Source organism: Nonomuraea sp. 3N208 (assembly GCF_052245935.1).
In the GTDB taxonomy this organism is placed as follows: Bacteria; Actinomycetota; Actinomycetes; order Streptosporangiales; family Streptosporangiaceae; genus Nonomuraea.
Genome location: NZ_JBQQBR010000003.1, coordinates 365101 through 380877, shown reverse-complemented (window position 1 = coordinate 380877; position 15777 = coordinate 365101). Strand labels below are relative to the sequence as shown.

General features: G+C 68.3%; 17 protein-coding genes. 9 read left to right on the top strand and 8 right to left on the bottom strand.

Annotated elements, in window-relative coordinates; all coding sequences use genetic code 11:
* Positions 1–27 precede the first annotated feature (27 nt).
* Genes ACTWPT_RS06225 through ACTWPT_RS06210 form a run of 4 tightly spaced genes read right to left on the bottom strand, consistent with a single transcriptional unit; the run spans position 28 to position 1744 of the window.
* On the bottom strand, positions 28–324 hold the full coding sequence (locus tag ACTWPT_RS06225) for a YbaB/EbfC family nucleoid-associated protein (protein ID WP_443176267.1): 297 nt from the start codon (positions 322–324) through the stop codon (positions 28–30).
* 3 nt (positions 325–327) lie between these two features.
* Positions 328–717 (bottom strand): YbaB/EbfC family nucleoid-associated protein, encoded by a 390-nt coding sequence (locus ACTWPT_RS06220; protein ID WP_443176266.1) that lies wholly within the window; start codon positions 715–717, stop codon positions 328–330.
* Positions 717–1586: a hypothetical protein gene (locus ACTWPT_RS06215; protein WP_443176265.1), complete on the bottom strand. Its 870-nt coding sequence runs from the start codon at positions 1584–1586 to the stop codon at positions 717–719. Before ACTWPT_RS06215 ends, ACTWPT_RS06220 begins: the two co-directional genes overlap by 1 nt.
* Positions 1587–1597: 11 nt before the next feature.
* A complete protein-coding gene (locus ACTWPT_RS06210) occupies positions 1598–1744 on the bottom strand; it encodes a hypothetical protein (protein ID WP_443176264.1) in 147 nt (48 codons plus the stop codon).
* A 130-nt stretch (positions 1745–1874) separates the two neighbouring features.
* Here ACTWPT_RS06210 and ACTWPT_RS06205 point away from each other — a divergent pair, with 130 nt between their 5' ends.
* Complete coding sequence (locus ACTWPT_RS06205) at positions 1875–2330, top strand: hypothetical protein (RefSeq protein WP_443176263.1); 456 nt, start codon at positions 1875–1877, stop codon at positions 2328–2330.
* A gap of 17 nt (positions 2331–2347) precedes the next feature.
* Here the strand turns inward: ACTWPT_RS06205 and ACTWPT_RS06200 are convergent, their stop codons facing one another.
* Genes ACTWPT_RS06200 through eccCa form a run of 3 tightly spaced genes read right to left on the bottom strand, consistent with a single transcriptional unit; the run spans position 2348 to position 7779 of the window.
* Entirely contained in the window at positions 2348–3439 is a 1092-nt protein-coding gene (locus ACTWPT_RS06200) for a transglycosylase SLT domain-containing protein (RefSeq protein ID WP_443176262.1), read from the bottom strand.
* Positions 3436–3744, bottom strand: coding sequence for a hypothetical protein (locus ACTWPT_RS06195; RefSeq protein ID WP_443176261.1), 309 nt, complete (start codon positions 3742–3744; stop codon positions 3436–3438). Before ACTWPT_RS06195 ends, ACTWPT_RS06200 begins: the two co-directional genes overlap by 4 nt.
* A 51-nt stretch (positions 3745–3795) precedes the next feature.
* Entirely contained in the window at positions 3796–7779 is a 3984-nt protein-coding gene (gene eccCa, locus ACTWPT_RS06190) for a type VII secretion protein EccCa (protein ID WP_443176260.1), read from the bottom strand.
* A gap of 148 nt (positions 7780–7927) precedes the next feature.
* Here eccCa and eccD point away from each other — a divergent pair, with 148 nt between their 5' ends.
* From eccD to ACTWPT_RS06150, 8 genes are all read left to right on the top strand, one after another.
* Entirely contained in the window at positions 7928–9388 is a 1461-nt protein-coding gene (gene eccD / locus ACTWPT_RS06185) for a type VII secretion integral membrane protein EccD (RefSeq protein ID WP_443176259.1), read from the top strand.
* A gap of 21 nt (positions 9389–9409) precedes the next feature.
* The gene (locus ACTWPT_RS06180) at positions 9410–9853 is read left to right on the top strand and encodes a YbaB/EbfC family nucleoid-associated protein (protein ID WP_443176258.1); all 444 of its coding nucleotides are present in this window, start codon (positions 9410–9412) and stop codon (positions 9851–9853) included.
* Between the two features lie 262 nt (positions 9854–10115).
* Complete coding sequence (locus ACTWPT_RS06175; protein WP_443176257.1) at positions 10116–10439, top strand: WXG100 family type VII secretion target; 324 nt, start codon at positions 10116–10118, stop codon at positions 10437–10439.
* A 17-nt stretch (positions 10440–10456) separates the two neighbouring features.
* Positions 10457–10762: a WXG100 family type VII secretion target gene (locus ACTWPT_RS06170; protein WP_443176256.1), complete on the top strand. Its 306-nt coding sequence runs from the start codon at positions 10457–10459 to the stop codon at positions 10760–10762.
* A gap of 69 nt (positions 10763–10831) precedes the next feature.
* Positions 10832–11227, top strand: a complete 396-nt coding sequence (locus ACTWPT_RS06165) for a hypothetical protein (protein WP_443176255.1) — start codon at positions 10832–10834, stop codon at positions 11225–11227.
* The gene (locus ACTWPT_RS06160; RefSeq protein WP_443176254.1) at positions 11227–12489 is read left to right on the top strand and encodes a hypothetical protein; all 1263 of its coding nucleotides are present in this window, start codon (positions 11227–11229) and stop codon (positions 12487–12489) included. Before ACTWPT_RS06165 ends, ACTWPT_RS06160 begins: the two co-directional genes overlap by 1 nt.
* A gap of 4 nt (positions 12490–12493) precedes the next feature.
* The gene (locus ACTWPT_RS06155) at positions 12494–13462 is read left to right on the top strand and encodes a hypothetical protein (RefSeq protein WP_443176253.1); all 969 of its coding nucleotides are present in this window, start codon (positions 12494–12496) and stop codon (positions 13460–13462) included.
* Positions 13459–14259 (top strand): WXG100 family type VII secretion target, encoded by an 801-nt coding sequence (locus tag ACTWPT_RS06150; RefSeq protein WP_443176252.1) that lies wholly within the window; start codon positions 13459–13461, stop codon positions 14257–14259. The genes ACTWPT_RS06155 and ACTWPT_RS06150 overlap by 4 nt, the downstream gene beginning before the upstream one ends.
* A 6-nt stretch (positions 14260–14265) precedes the next feature.
* On the opposite strand, the gene eccB is transcribed toward ACTWPT_RS06150, so the two are convergent.
* Entirely contained in the window at positions 14266–15693 is a 1428-nt protein-coding gene (gene eccB, locus ACTWPT_RS06145) for a type VII secretion protein EccB (RefSeq protein ID WP_443176251.1), read from the bottom strand.
* Between the last annotated feature and the right edge of the window lie 84 nt (positions 15694–15777).

Sequence of the window (15777 nt, the reverse complement as noted above, 5' to 3'; positions counted from 1 at the left end):
AGGGGGTTTCTTTTCACGGTCTCGCGGTCAAGGACGCAAGTCGTTCATCAACCCGTCTTTGGCTGCCGCCGCGGCCTCCTCCGCCTTGACGACGGCGGCCGTGATCTCGTCGGCGAGCCGGCGGGCGTCGAGCCGCTTCCTGCTCAGCGGGTGGATCTCCAGCTCGACCAGGACGCCGAGCGCGTTCGTCGTGGCCACGATGCGGCCCTCGTCGGCGCGGCCGATGAACTGGCGCGCGCTCCACTCGGCCGCCGCCTCCTCGGCCCGCCTGGCGGACGCCATGATCGCCTCCAGGCGCGCCATCGCCTCTTCCATCTCGCGCATGGCTCATCCCTCCCGCAGCACGCGCGCGATGTGGGGCGCCAGCGGGTCGCCCCCGGCCTGCGCGGATGCGTCCGCGCCTGGCAGGTCGGCCATCAGCTCCGTCAACCGGTCGCCCATGGCGGTGTGGGCCACGCCGATCGCCTCCTTGACGGCCTCGGCGAGCTGGACGTTGTCGAGGCCGCGCAGGCCGCGCGAGTCGATGGTCAACCCGAGCAGGCGGCCGGCGCCGGAGACCCGGGCGCGTACGACGCCGGCGGCGTCCATGCCCTCCATCCGCTCCTGGGCCAGGTCGTTCATCCTGCCGGCCAGCGTGCCGGTCCATTCGTTGATCTCACGCAGTAGGCCGGCAAGATCGCCTTCCCTGCCTTCGGCGAAAGCTTCGATCTCTTTCATCAGTTTTCCCCCATCGGAACCCAGAGATCCTTCGTCAGGTCGGGGTCCGAGATGTTGGGCGAGAGGTTGAAATTACGAACTCCCTCATTCGGGCCGCCGTCCTCGTAGAAGGTGGCTCTCATGTTGTTGAGCTTCCCCTTCACGTCGTAGAGAGCGCTGTCGTTGGCGACGAGAAGGTCGGCGAACTGCGTGATGAGGTTGGCGAGCAGGCCTACGTAGATACCGCCCTGGGTGAGCAGCATGACCAATCCGACGGGATGCGACCTCATCGCCCATAGTTTTTGGAAGACCGGCCCAGAGGCGAGCACGATGGACAGGACCGAAAAGTCGTACTCGAGCACCTCCTTGGCCTGCTTGTTCATGGCGCTGCTCATCTCCCAGCCGACATCGCCGAGTGCTCCGAACAGGCCGTTGGCCTTGAACCTGATGTACGTCTCGAGGATGGAGGCGGCGTCGCCCGACCAGTTCGGTGCGATGTTGTCGGTCCAGCTATTCCAAAGTTCGCTCCTGCTAGTCTCCACCGAGTCCTTCGTAGCCACCCAGGCGTTTCGCTTTTCGTAGAACAGCTCCGGGTCACCCAGGTTGGCAATGGCCGCCACATCCACGGCTACCACGCTGGCCATGAGCACGGTCCCTACGAACGACGATTCGATTTGCACTCGCCCCCCGCTTAGGGCGGCGATCAAACGCTGGAAGAAGCCGGAATTGGCAGGGGTGGCAGGGGTGGCAGGGGTGGCAGGAGGCAGCGGGGTGCCGTTGGGCACGAGGAGGCCATTAGGCCCGGCCACGAAAGCCGGCTGAGTGCTCAGCGGGGCCGGACCCGAACCGGGCAGGATCAGGCTCGGCGGCAGGTTTGATGGGGTCGACATGCGGATCCTTCTCAGTTATTTCCGCTGGCGATTTCCGCGTCCCGGTAGTTCTGCGCAGCTTTGGTGATCTTGCCGCTGTTGGTTTCAAGGGCGTCATGCAGGATGCCCGCGGCTTCGCCCCAACTATCGGAGGCGTCGTTGTAACGGGCAACGAACATTTGGGCGATAAGGGGGACGCCGGTAAGTGGGGCGCTCCAGTTCTCGAGGCGGGGGACTTGGTCTCTGAGGAGACCTATGTTCGTGGCCGAGTTGATCATGGCCTCGGCAAACAAGTCGATGGAGCCAGCGTTGGACTCGTATCCCGGGAGGTCTGACGATCCCCCGGAGTTGTCGCTCTCCCTGGATGTGTCCGCAGGATCGCTAGGGCTGCTGCTCGTCGCGCTTGGGCGCAGCGACTCCGGGAGGCACACGGGCGGCGGACATTGCGGGGAGTGCGGGCACGGGCTGACCACCGACGAGCTGGACGTCGGAGTCCCCGACGGACTCGGCGTGGTGCTGTCGGACGGGCTCGGCGTGGGGGTGTCCGATGGGGACGGCGTGGGGGTGTCCGAGGGGGACGGGGACGGTGACGTCGACGGAGTCGGCTCGGGTGACGGCGTCTCGCTGGACACGCTGGGATCGGGCGTCGGGGAGCTCGGCGGAGATGGGGTCGACACCCGATCTTTGTATCACCGGGAGAAGTCCCCAAAATGGGCATTTAGCCAGCCAAGCGGTAACATGCGAATACAATTCACATTTGCGTAACCTGAAATTTCCCGAAATCAGTAGGGCCGGTAGCCGCCTCCGCTCTCGAGAGAGGAGATGCCGGGGTGACCGGCGAGGTTGCCGTAGCGGCTGTACGTGTACAGGACGCCGGCGATGATGTTGTCCACCGGCTCCCGGATCCCGCCGTAACCGGGCAGGGCGTGCGCGTTGAAGGTGGGCGGGATGGTCTGCATCAGTCCCTGGGACGGCACGCCGTTCTTGGCGTTGATATCCCAGTTGTTGATCGCGTTGGGGTTGCCGCCGGACTCGTGGTAGATGACCGTCCAGATGCGCTGGATGGCCTTGGGGTCGTTCGGGTCCAGGTCGCTCACGTCCAGGCCGCGCTGCCGCATGATCGCGGCCATCTCGGGTGACTTGATGATCGTGAGAGCCTGCTTGATCCAGTCGACGACCTGCCCCTTGGGCGCCGGGGCGTTGCCGTACGACGACGGCGCGCCGACGCCCCCGCCGCCTCCGCCCGCCCCGCCGTCCGCCGAGGCCAGCGTGGTGGTGGGGGTGTAGCCGGCGATCCGCTGCCAGTCGACCGGGTTGTCCCCGGGCTGGAAGTCGGCGCCTCCAGGCTGGCGAATGTCCTTGAAGAAGGTGAACCCGTCCTCGCCGAGCTGCCCGTCGAGCGCGTTCTTGGCGGTGGTCAGGGCGGTCTCGGCTGCGGCGACGGCGTCGTTGGCGTCGCCGACCGGGTCACCGAGCGTCTCCGTCACGTAGCGGTCGATGTCGTCCTGTGTGGCGTCGTCGTGGTTGCGCTGGTAGTCGCTCGCCAGGCTGCTCGCGGAGGCATGCAGCCCGCTGACCGTGCTGTAGGCGGTCTCCAGCTTGGTGGCGGCGGTGTCGAGGGCGGAGGCGCAGGAGGTGAGCGCCCCGTCCAGGTCCTCGCCGGCCTTGGGGTAGGCGGCCATGTATGAGGTGAACGCGTCGGCCGAGTCGCCCCCCCACGCGTTGCCGACCTCGCTGACGCTCTTGGTGAGCTGGTTCGCCGAGGAGGAGACGTGGCCGCCCATCGTGCGCAGGCTGGAGGCGATCCCCCTGATCGCCGCGGGGTCGCCGTCGACCTTGTCCTTCAGCCCTGCCAGTGTCGAGACGATGCTCATGCGCCCGAGCCCGTCTCCGCGTCACGGAAGTTCAAGGCGACCTCGCCGAGCGCGCGCTCGATGTTCTCCATGCGGTTGCGTCCCTCGCCGAGGTCGTCCCTGACCGCGTTCCAGACCTCGTCGATCTTGACAGCCAGTTCCTCAGCGCCGCCGATGGTCCCGAAGATGCCGGATCCGGTCTCGCCCTGCGGCGCCTTGCTGCCGGAGTCGACGAACGCGTCGTCGAAGTCGAGCATGTTCTTCACCTTGAGCGCTTGTCTCCCGCATTCCTCGAGCGCTTGAACGTGCACGTCCACGTACCCCATGAAACTCCCCGACAATCTGCGAAGAACGGACGGCCGACCATAGTGGAGGAGCTACGCCTCCCCCAGGTGGGCGGTCTGGATCAGGCGCGAGCCGAACCTCCGGTCGACGTGGAAGCCGCGGCCGACGGGCAGCGGCTGCGGGCGGATGTTGCCGAAGAGCTGGCCTTCCTCCCGGTTGCCCGACATGATCAACGCCGGACTGGCCATCTCCTTCATACGCTGCACGGCCTGGTCGTACATGGCGCGGCTGGCGCCTCCGCTCTGCCGGGCCAGCACGACGTGCAGCCCGATGTCGCGGGCCTGCGGCAGCAGCTCGGCCAGCGGCGCCAACGGGTTGTTGGACGTGGCCACGAGGTCGTAGTCGTCCACCACGATGTACAGGTCTGAGCCCTGCCACCAGCTCCGGCTGCGTAGCTGCTCCGGCGTGAGGTCGGCCGGGGGCAGCCGCTTGAGCAGGGCCGATCGGGCGTCCTTGATGAGCTCGGTGGCGGCGGTGCTGGAGGCGGCGTACCCGATGCGGTGCTCGGTCACGGCAGTGTCCAGCAGCGAGCGCCGGTAGTCGATCACGATCATCATGGCCTCGCTCGGGGTCTTCCGCGCGACCACGCCCTCCATGATGAGCTTGAGCACGTTGGACTTGCCGCACTCGTTGTCGCCGAACACGATGAAGTGCGGGTCGTTGTCGAAGTCGAGTACGACCGGCGAGAGCGAGTCCTCGTCGATGCCGATCGCGATCCGGTTCGCCCCCGTACGGTCCGGCCCCGGCAGGGAGGCCGCGGGCAGCACCGACGGCAGCAGGCGCACCGGCGGCGCCGCCGGACCCTGCCAGGACTGCCGCACGCTCTCCACCAGCGCCCGCACGCCCTCCGAGGCGTCCTCGGCGTTCTGCTGACCGTCGATCCGCGGCAGGGCGGCGAGGAAGTGCATGCCATCCCTGGTCAGACCGCGCCCCGGCACCCCTTCGGGCACCGCCATCGACGCCTTCCTGCTGATCTCGGACTCGTACGCGTCGCCCAGCTTGAACTCGATCCTGGTGCCGAACAGGTCCCTGATGCCCGCCCGGAACTCCGACCACTTGTTGGTCGCGGCGACTACGTGGATGCCGTACCCGAGCCCGCGCGCCGCCAGGTCCGTGATCACGGCCTCGAGGCTCTCGAACTCCTGCCTGATCGTCAGCCACCCGTCGATGACCAGGAACACGTCGCCCCACCCGTCGCTCTGCGCGGAGCCGTCGGCGATCATCCTCCGGTAGGCGGCGATCGACTCGATGCCGCGCTCGGCGAAGCTCTGCTCCCGCTGCCGCAGCAGCGACGACACCTCGGCGACGGTCCTACGTACCCGCTCGGCGTCGAGCCTGGTGGCCACGCCGCCCACGTGCGGCAGCCCGTCGAGCGCCGCCAGGCCGCCGCCGCCGAAGTCCAGGCAGTAGAACTGCACCGCGCGTGGCGTGTGGGTGAGCGCCATGCCGGTGATCAACGTGCGCAGCACGTTGGTCTTGCCGCTCTGCGGCCCGCCGGCCACGCCGATGTGCCCGGCCGCTCCGGACAGATCCAGCCAGTACGGGTCCCGCCGCTGCTCGAACGGCCTGTCGATGATCCCGATGACGGCGTGCAGCTTGCCCCTGCCCTGCCAGCCGGGCGTGGACAGGCCGAGCTCCGGCGTCACCGAGAGCGGGGGCAGCAGGTGCGAGAGTGTGGGCGGCTCGCCGAGCGGTGGCAGCCAGATGCGGTGGGCCGAGGGGCCGTGCCCGGCCAGACGCTGTACGACGGTGTCGAACAGGCTGTTCTGGGAGGAGGCGCGCTCTTCCACCTCCGCGGCCGGCGTCTCCTTGGGCTCCTGCTTCACGGCCGGGAGCGGCATGTACGCCGGGCCGTACTCCACCACCTGACGCAGCACGGTGTGGCCGTCGGCAGCGTCGGCGCCGCGGGAGGCGGGCTGGTAGGGACCCGACACGTACGCGGCCTTGAACCTGGTCATGCCGCTCGTGTCGAACTTGAGGTAGCCGTTGCCCGGCGCGGAGGGCAGCTCATAGGCGTCGGCCACGCCCAGCACGACCCGGCTCTCCATCGCCGAGAAGGTTCGCAGGCCGATCCGGTACGACAGGTGCGTGTCCAGCCCTCGCAGCCGGCCCTCCTCCAGGCGCTGCGAGGCCAGCAGCAGATGCACGCCCAGCGAGCGGCCGAGACGTCCGATCATCACGAACAGGTCGATGAACTCCGGCTTGGCCGAAAGCAGCTCGCTGAACTCGTCCAGCACCACGAACAACGTGGGCAGCGGCGCCAGCTCCGCCCCCTGCTCCCTGGCCCGCTCGTAGTCGCGCAGCGAGGCGTAGTTGCCCGCCGAGCGCAGCAGTTCCTGCCGTCGCACCATCTCGCCGTGCAGCGCGTCGTGCATGCGGTCCACCAGCGGGAGCTCGTCCACCAGGTTGGTGATGACCGCCGAGACGTGGGAGAGCGAATCCAGTCCCAGGAACGTCGCGCCGCCCTTGAAGTCGACCAGGACGAAGTTGAGTATCTCCGAGGAGTGCGTGACCGCCAGGCCCAGCACCAGCGTGCGCAGCAGCTCGCTCTTTCCGGAGCCGGTGGCTCCGATCACCAGCCCGTGCGGCCCCATGCCGCCCTGTGCGGACTCCTTGATGTCCAGCTCCACGACCCGCCCGTCGGCCCCGAGCCCGATCGGCACCCGCAGCCGGTTACGTCCCGCGCGCGGCCGCCAGGCGATCCTCGGGTCCAGATTGGACGGGTCGCCGACGCCCAGCAGATCGGTGAGCGTGGTGTTGACCGACAGGACGTCCTCGGCCTCGCCGCCGGAGCCCGCCGAGGCCCGCAGCGGCGCGAGCTGCCTGGCCAGGCCCTCCGCCCGCAGGTAGTCGAGCTGGTCGGGATCGCCGAACCGCGTCCGGTGCTCCTTGCCCGCGTGGTCGAGCTTCACCATGTAGAACCCGTCCGGCCGTACGTCCAGCCGTAACGTGTTGTTCTCCTCCACGTCGGGCGTCGCGTCGGACAGGTCGATCACGGTCACGCCCTGGATGGCGTCGCTGCCGAGCTGAGAGTCGTGCGGCACGTGCCCGCCGTCCACGATCACCACGTGGTACGGCAGCGAGTCGGCCGCGGCGCCGGGCCGGAAGCGAGCGCGTTCCCTGAGCTCGTCCCCGACCAGGCGGTCCAGTTCGCCCATGTTGTCCGACATCAGCCGCACCTGTCCCGCTGCATCCGTCTCCTCGGGGTGCAGCGCGTGCGGCAGCCACTTGACCCACTCCCAGTGCGACATCCAGTCCGCTCCGGCACACACCATGATCCGCATGTCGTCCGGCGAGTGGAACACGGTCAGCTGGGCGATCATGGACCGGATCAGGTCACGTACGGCGACGGGGTCGCCCGCCACCCTGATCCGGGCGAACGAGCCGAGCGCCACGGCGACGGGCAGCTCGGCGACCGTGGAATGCGCCCTGACGAACCTGCGCAGCGCGCCCGCCGACAACGCGTCCAGGTCCTCGACGGGCTTGGAGTCCGGCGGGATGAGCTGGACAGCGAGCTTCTGGACGCCGGTGCCGAGCCGTACGGTGGCGAAGTCCTCGTCGCGCGGGCGCCGCTCCCACAGCCGCGGTCCCATGGCGATCCACCACAGGGCGTCGGGCTCGGGCCCGCCCCACTCCAGGGCCTCCCGCTGCTGCCTGGCCGCGCGCCTGGTCCGCTTGCGCACCTGGCTCAGGTAGCGGAAGTAATCCCGGCGGGCGCCGTTGAGCCGGTATTTGCGCTCGCCCGACTGGCGACCCATTTGGCCGAGCGACATGCCCACCATGGACACCGCGAACAGACCGCTGGACACATACATGATCGGGTTGGAGTGGCCGAAGGAGGTGAACATGAGGGCCATCGCCGCCGCTCCCGCCAGCATGGGGAGGAAGGTGAGGACCGCCGAGAAGCCCTGGCTCTGGACCTCGGGGATCTCGGGAGGCGACTCCAGCAGAATCTCGCCGCGCGGTGGCTTGGGCCCGGGGCGGCGTTCGGGGCGACGCACGACGACGATGCTCATCGAGACGTTCTTACCAGAAGAGACCAGATATGTTCTTGTTGTCCGTGGCCATTGGTGGGGACGGAGAGTTGAGTTGGGAAATATTGTTCACGGACCTCCGCCCGGTCCGCCACCCCCGGTCCAGGGACCACCCCCTGGTCCGCCCCCGATGTACGGCCCGCCGCCCGGCTTCCCCGGGCACGCCGGCCGCCCCTCCCCTCAGGGGCCCTTCCAGCAGGGCGCGCTGACGCAGGTGCCGGTGCCGCTGCCGACCCAGTGCCATGTGACGATCGTCGGCCCGCGGCGCAAGGCCGACCTGGCGCTGCCCGCTGACATCCCGCTGCCGAACGTGCTGCCCGGCATCCTCCGCGCGCTGGGCGAGGTGGGCGGCGACCACGCCGCCGCCCCGGGATGGACGTTGCAGCGGCTCGGCGGGGCGCCACTCGATCTGGGGCAGAGCCTGGGCACGGTGGGCGTGCTCGACGGCGAGGTCCTCTACCTCAGGCCGCGCGAGGCCATCCTGCCGCCCGCTCTCTACGACGACGTGGCGGACGTGGTCGCCACCGGAGTGAGCGGGGGCCGGGGCTCCTGGTCGGCCAAGCACACCAGGGTCATGGGCGCGAGCGGCGCCATGGGGCTGCTCATGCTGGGCGCGCTCGGCCTGGCCCTGTCCGGCATGCCGGGGCTGACGATCACGATCGTGGCCGCGCTGCTGGCGGTGTTGCTGGTCGTCACCGGCACGCTGCTGTCACGGGCGGTCGGCGACTCGCTGGCCGGTGCGCTGATCGGGCACGCCGCGCTGCCGTACGGGTTCGTCGCGGGCCTGTTCGCGCCGGGCACCGCGGCGGGGTTCGGCGCGCCGCACCTGCTGGCGGCGCTGGCCTGCACGGCGCTGGTGGCCGGGCTCAGCGGCGCGCTGATCTCCGACGGTGTCTCCGGTTTCCTCGGCACGGTCGTCGCCGCCACGGTCATCGGCATCGGCGCGGCGGCGGTGATGGTGTGGTCGGCGCCGCCGGCCGGGGTGGCGGCGCTGATCATCGCCCTGCTGCTGGCGTTCAGCCCGGTGGTGCCCACGCTGTCGTTCAAGCTCGCGAAGGTGCCGCTCCCGGCCATGCCGACCACCGCCGAAGAGCTCCGCAGTGACAACCAGCGCCTCGACGCGTCGGCCATCCAGGAGCGCACCAAGATCGCGCAGCGCTACGCCACCGGTATGATCGCGGCGATCGGTCTCTCGGCGGTGGTCACGCAGGTGCTGCTCGTGCTCGACGGCGACTGGGTGTCGGCCGTCATGACGGTGTCGCTGTCGCTCACGCTGATCATGCGTGCCCGGGTCTTCCGCGGGCTCGGGCAGCGGATCTGGCTCATCGGCACGGGCCTGGCGGGATTCGCCATGCTCGCGCTGTCCCTGGTCGGCCAGGGAGGGATCGTCGGGTCGCTGGCTGTGGCCATCGGCGTGCTCTGGCTGGCGCTGACGACCGTGGGCATCGGGGTCTGGCTGGCGACGGGGAAACCCTCGCCGTTCTGGGGACGCGCTGCCGACATCTTGGACTGGGCGCTGATCGTCCAGCTTTTCCCGCTCGCGCTGGGTGTGCTCGAGGTCTACACGTGGGTGCGCGGGCTGTCCGGCTGATCTGTGCAGGGAGGTAGTGGGATGCAGGAGTTCGGAGACTTCGCGAACATCGACATCGACAAGTTGCTGAAGGGTGCTGACGAGCAGGTCGCGCTCCTGGAGAAGTTCCAGCGGGACATAGGCACGTACGTCGGCCGCGCCCAGGACGAGAACGGCATGGTCACCGTGGAGTACGACCATCAGGGCGTGCGCGAGCTGGAGCTGCACCCCAAGGCGATGCGCATGGCCTCGGGCGAGCTGGCCGACTTGATCAAGACGGCGATCGCGGACGCCACAGCGGACTTCCAGAAGCAGCTCAGCGCCGCCATGGGCGAGCTGTTCGGCGATGACGCCGATCCGATGGAATTCGTCAACAAGCCCGACGCCGCGCTCAGCAAGATCAAAGAGGCAGGGGCGCTCCACGAGCAGGCGTTCACGGACGTGATGGGTCAGCTCGATCGAATCCGCCGCCGGCTGAACCTTTGACGGGGTCCGCCCACCGTCGAGGGTCCCGCTTGTCAGCGCATCGTAGGTCGTCCACCAGGGCGTTCATCCAAAAGTTGCCAGAGCGCGACTGATCCGTTATGTGTGGTTTCTGGGAATTATGGGGCCAAAGGTGACTACCATGCCATTGATGTTGTTCACGGGGGGTAGCACGTCTCCTTTGCTGGGTGACCGCCCGTCGTGACAGACAAAGCCATGTCGACTTGGAGGTCCAGTGGCACTGTACGGGGCAAGCCCGACTCAGTTGACGAACGCGGCAGGTTACTGCCAGGACACCGCTCAGTACATCGAGGGCATGCGGCAGCGGGTCGAGCAGATCAAGACCGGACTCACCACCGAGGGCTGGAAGGGTGGCGCCTCGGAGAAGTTCGCCGCAGCCCTCACGGTGTGGGACACCGAGTTCAAGGGGGTCATTCAGGTCCTCGAGGACGTCTACGACCGGCTCAACATGGGCGCTGGCGTCTACCGGAACGCCGCCGACCAGAACATGGACATTGCCGGCGGCTTCGCCGGAGCCGGTGAAGTCGGCGGTCGCATCGACTCCCTCATCAACGCCAACCACCGCTGAGCAGGACGGAGAACACCATGTCCATGGCTGACGACTACACATATGTCAAGTTCGGCTCGATGGAGCAGGCCTACGAGGAGCTCAAGAAGATCGTCACCGAGATCGACCGGGCCACCGACGACTGCTGGGCGGACTGCAAGAAGGAGCTCGGACCCAGCTGGGAAGGCGAGGCCGAGACGTTCTTCGAGGAAAAGCGCCGCAAGGTGAACGAGCACGAGAAGGCGATGGGCCAGCAGCTGTTCCAGGCCGCGACGGCGGTCAACGTCGCCAAGGGCAACTATGAGAACGCCGAGCGCCGCAACATCAGCATCTGGACGGACTAGCCCCGGCTCGTCCTCTTCTCGGTCATCGCTGCGGCGCGGTGGCCGAGAGTTCTGTTCGTAGGGGGAAGCATGGCTGAGCAGGAAGACAACGGGAGCGGAAGCGGCGGCTCGCCACCGGCGGATGCAGGTCTGTTCGATGAGCGGTACAACTCGCCGAAGGCCATACGGACCATCGCCGAGGAGATGAGGGCCAACCTCGACGCCCTGCTCGTCGAGAGCGAGCGCGAGCGGCTGGACCTGAGTCTCAACCAGGTCTCGTCGGGCAGCGACCTCACCACCGAACATCTCGGCACGTGGTCTGACGCCCAGACCTTCGCGCGAACCGTGGGCTCGGAGAACGCGGGCGCGAAGTTCGGCGAGGTGTACCGGAAGTTCATCTCCGCGTACCAGAAAGTGGTCGAGGCCGTCGAGATCAGTGCCGACAACCATGACAGAGCGCGTCGGGAGAACGAGGGTAATGCCTGATGGCTGAAGAGGACGTCATCAAGATCCGGCTCGAGCAGCCTAAGGGCGAGTTTCCCGGCTACGACAAGAAGAAGGAGCACATCAAGGGGCTGCTCCTGAGCACCAACCCCCTCTACGTCGGCGGTGCCGGGCAAACGTACAAGATGGCATCGGACAAGATCAAGGAGGCGGTCGACCTCATCTGGGAGCACTCTCCCAAGCTCATCGAGATCTGGAAGGGGCCGGACGCCGAGCTGGCCAGGGTGGCGCTGGAGAAGCTGTATAACACCGGCGTCGAACTGAAGACCAAGCTCTCCACGATGAGCGGGGTGCTGGAGACGTACGCCGGCAAGGTCGAGCAGGCCCTGGTCAAGGTCGACGAGGAGGTGAACGTCCCGGCCGGAGTGTCCGCCGACGGGACGGATCCCGACTGGGTCAAGGCGCAACTCGAGGACGCGCACGCCCGGCAAACGTTGTATGACCTGAACCAGCAGATCGTCACCATCTACGACGATGTCCCGGACGAGATCGCCTACGACCTCCCGACGGTCAACCTCCCCAGCGAGCCTCTTGACACCGAGGATCCGAACTACCCCACGGATACCACGCCGTACGACCCGGCTTCCAACACTGACGATTCCGGCGGTTCCTATTACACCGGCGGATCGGGCGCGGGCTCGACCGATACCGGTGACACCGCCGGCGGGTCCAACCCAGGTGGCTCCAACCCAGGTGGCTCCGACCCTGACGACTCCACCACCCCTGACCCGAACACTCCGGACGATCCGGCTCCCACCCCGGACCCGCCCACGACCCCGGAGCCCGATCAGCCGCAGGACCCCGGCACGACGGATCCGAGCGACAATCCTGTGCCACCGGTCATCGGTAACAATGACGGGACGACTACCGACGGCACGAACGCCACGGATCCGCGCCAGACGGACATGGCGAGCTACCAGCCGCCGACCTCCCTCATCACCCCTTCAGCCACGACCCCCGCCCCCACGATCGCCCCGGCCAGCTACACCGTTCCCGGGATCACGGGCGGTTCGCCGGGCATCCCCTCGGTGATCGGCTCGCCGGGCGTCGGCGGCGGTCAATCCTCACTGGCCGTCGCCGGCGGCCGCATCGCCGGCGGGACGCCGGGCGGCATGCCCTTCATGCCGTTCATGGGAGGAGCCGGCGGCGACGGGCACGGCGACCTGGAGCGGAACACGTACATGCCGGAAGACGCGAGCGCCTGGACGTCCGGCCACGAGACGACAGACCCTGTGATCGGATGAGCTGATGGGCACTCCTTACCCTTATCCCGAGGGACTCCAGCCGTCCTCGGGCATCTCCTTCACCAAAGGCGAGCTCGACAACGCAGGCAACAAGATCTCGAGTCAGACGGAGCTTCTGGCCAACCTGCAGGGGGCGACCGGCAGCCTGGGCGTGCCCTGGCCGCACTTCGGCGTGGTGGGCTGGGGCCTCCAGAGCGTCCATGAACAGGCGATCCAGAGCCAGCATGATGCGCTGAGCCGGGCCAAGAAGGCACTGGAGACCTGGGATCCGGCGCTCAGAGAGGCCGATCGCAACTACCGGGATGCCGACGACGAAAGCGGGGGCGACGACGAAAGCGGGGCCGACGACCTCGGCGGTTTGGGGGATCTCGGCGGCGCAGGCGATCTTGGCGGTCTGAACCCGGACCTGCCCACCGGCGCGGGCGACCTGCCCGGCATGCCGGACACCGGCCTGCCCGAGACCCCCGACGCCACGCTGCCGGATGGCACGCTGCCCGACGGCGAGCTGCCGGGAGGCGGAGACGTGCCTGGAAGCGACCTGCCCCAGCCGAACCTGCCGACCACCGACCCGGCGGACATGAAAGTCCCCGACCTCGACTCGGCGCTCAACAACCCGGCCAAGACCGACCTGTCGTCCTACCAGCCCACGACGCCGCAGATTCCCAGCAACCTGCCCGCCACGGACCCCTCCGGCCTCGGCACCCGTACGGGCCCCGGCTCCTTCGGCGGTCCCGGGTCCGGCTTGGGAGCGGGCGTCGGCCCGAACGGTGGCATCCCGGGCGTCGGGGCCGGGTTGCGCGGCGCGGGCGGGCCGGGCATGCCGATGATGCCGATGATGCCGATGGGCGGCGCGGGCGCAGGCGGCAACCAGGAACGCGACCGGGAGAACACCGTCGGGCTCGCTGAGGACGAAGGCGTCTGGGGCGGCGATGAGGACATCGCACCCCAGGTGATCGGACAGGAAGACGCGTGAGCATCTACAAGGAGATGTACCTGGGCGCCGCGGCGACAGCGATAGGCGCGGCCCTGCTCATCAGAAGCAGCTGGGCGTCCTATGTCGCCGCCGCCATCGGCACCATGGTCTCCGACCCCGAGGGCATGACGGACGCGGCCATGAGCTGGCGCACGACGGACCAGTCCGGATCCACCGCGGAGCTCGACCAGCTGGAGACTCAGCTGGACTCTCTGAAGACGCAGCTCCAAGAGGAAGGCACGTGGGAGGGGGAGGCCTTCAACTCGTTCGCGACCATCCACACCAGCTTCAAGGAATCGGTGCAGCAGCTCAAAGAGACCCGTAACTCCACCGGCGAGGCCGTCGACTCGTCGGCCGATTTCTTCAGGTGGGGCGCCATAGCCTGCACCGCCATCGCCGGGTTCATGTTGATCGTGGCGATCTCGAAATGGGCTTCCAACTTGGGCGGGCCGATCGGGCGCGCGGCCGGTTGGCTCTGGGAGAAAGCCGCGGGCCAGGCCACACTGACCATCACCAAAGCGATGCTCAAGAGGCACGGCATAGCGATCGCCGCCCTCGGCGGCCTGTTGTACATGCTCAAGGCGCAGACCGAGAGCACCGGCAAGATCTTCCCCACGCTCGAGGCAATGCCGACCCAGATGACCGCCTTGGAGTCCGGTGACACGATCCCGTTCACGTACGACGGCATGATCTACGAAGAGGGCGCGGGCCTCGTGCCGACGGGGGACTACTCCACGACCGACCCGACGGGAGGCGGAGGCGGAGGCGGCGGCGGCGGCGCTGCCGACTTCAAGTGACGGGCTTCACCGCACCGGCTGGATCGCCTGCGCCTCCTGCACCGGCGTCCTGGCCGCCGCCGGGTCCAGGGCGGGGCCGTCGGGGATCAGCCGCAGCAGGTGGGCGGGCACCGGTGCGACGTCCGCCGCCTCGTACCCCAGCTTGCCCATCACGTCCGCCGCGGTCAGCCGGAACCTCCTGCCTTGGTCCGTGATGAGCGAGAACTGCTGCACCGCCGACAGTTGCCCGTCGCCCGGCAGGGTGCCGGCCAGCACCGCGCTGCCGGGCGGGAGCAGCACCTGGTCGACCTTTTCCGAGCCGGCGCTCACCGTCGGCGCCGGAATGCGGATCTTGCTGCCGGTGGTCAGCACAGCTCTGGTCGAGCCCTTCGCGGTGTTCGCGTACACGGCGCAGAGCGGGGCCGACACGCCGGGCGCGCGGAAGCGCGGCATGGTGGCGGGCAGGCCGCTGTTCAGCATGCTGCGCGCGGAGGCCTTGGTCGCGTTGGCGCTCGCCGCGTCGATCGGCGTCTCGCGGACCGGGCCGTTGCCGTAGGCGGCCTTGCTGGCCGGGTCCTGGAGCAGGAGCATCGCCTGGGTGTTACTGATGGGCGCGAGGCCGTCGGCCAGCAGGACGTACCAGCGTTCGCTCCCGCCCGCCACGGCCGCCGCCTTGTACACGTGCCCGACCCTCGCCGCCTTTCCGCCGGGACCGACCGCCTTCTTGCCGTGCTGGGCGATCTTGGGAGCCGCGAAGTCGACGCCCGCGGGGATGGCGTTGATCCACGAGGCGGGCACTCGACGCGGCGTCTGGTCGGTGAGCCGGTCCACGTTCGCCGCCCGCAGGCGCTGGTTGGCCCAGAGCACCCAGCTCTGCTGTCCGTCGTTGACGAGCAGCGCCTCGCCGGCCACGGGCGTCCCGCCGATGTCGGTCCCGGCGACGAGGGTCACGAACGGCTTCGGTACGCCGGAGGCATCGGCCCCCTCGACCACGCACGCCGACCATGGGGCCTTGACCAGCCGTTCCCGCTTGGGCAACGAGTCGGGCGCGCCCTGGATGCCCACCTTCTGCCCGCGGGCGAAGCCGGCCAGCGACTCCGCGGACACCGTTCTGACCTTGACGTCCTCGTTGTCGAGCATCAACCGGGCGGAGACGTAATTGGCCACCGGCTGCAGCTTGCCGCTCTGCTGGTTGTAGACGTACGAGGCCCCGGTCTCCTCTTCGATCAGCAGTTGACCGGCCTCGGTCAGCTTGGTGGCGTTCCCCGGGCTGAGCAGCCCCCAGATCCCGAACCCGGCGACGATCAGGACCGCGATCAGCAGGCCCGCGAACGTCGCCACGTTCTGCCTCCGCATGGGGGACTCCGGCACATCCGGCTCCCCTTGCAGCAGAGCCATCCCCAGGCGCTGCGTCATCAGCCGATGCGCCTGATAAAGATCCTTCTGGGTCTGCATGTTGACTAATGTTACGCATGTTGACTATGAGTTTTCTGTACGCCAAAGGAACTCCCGAGTAAGCTGCTTGATCGACTGCCGAGG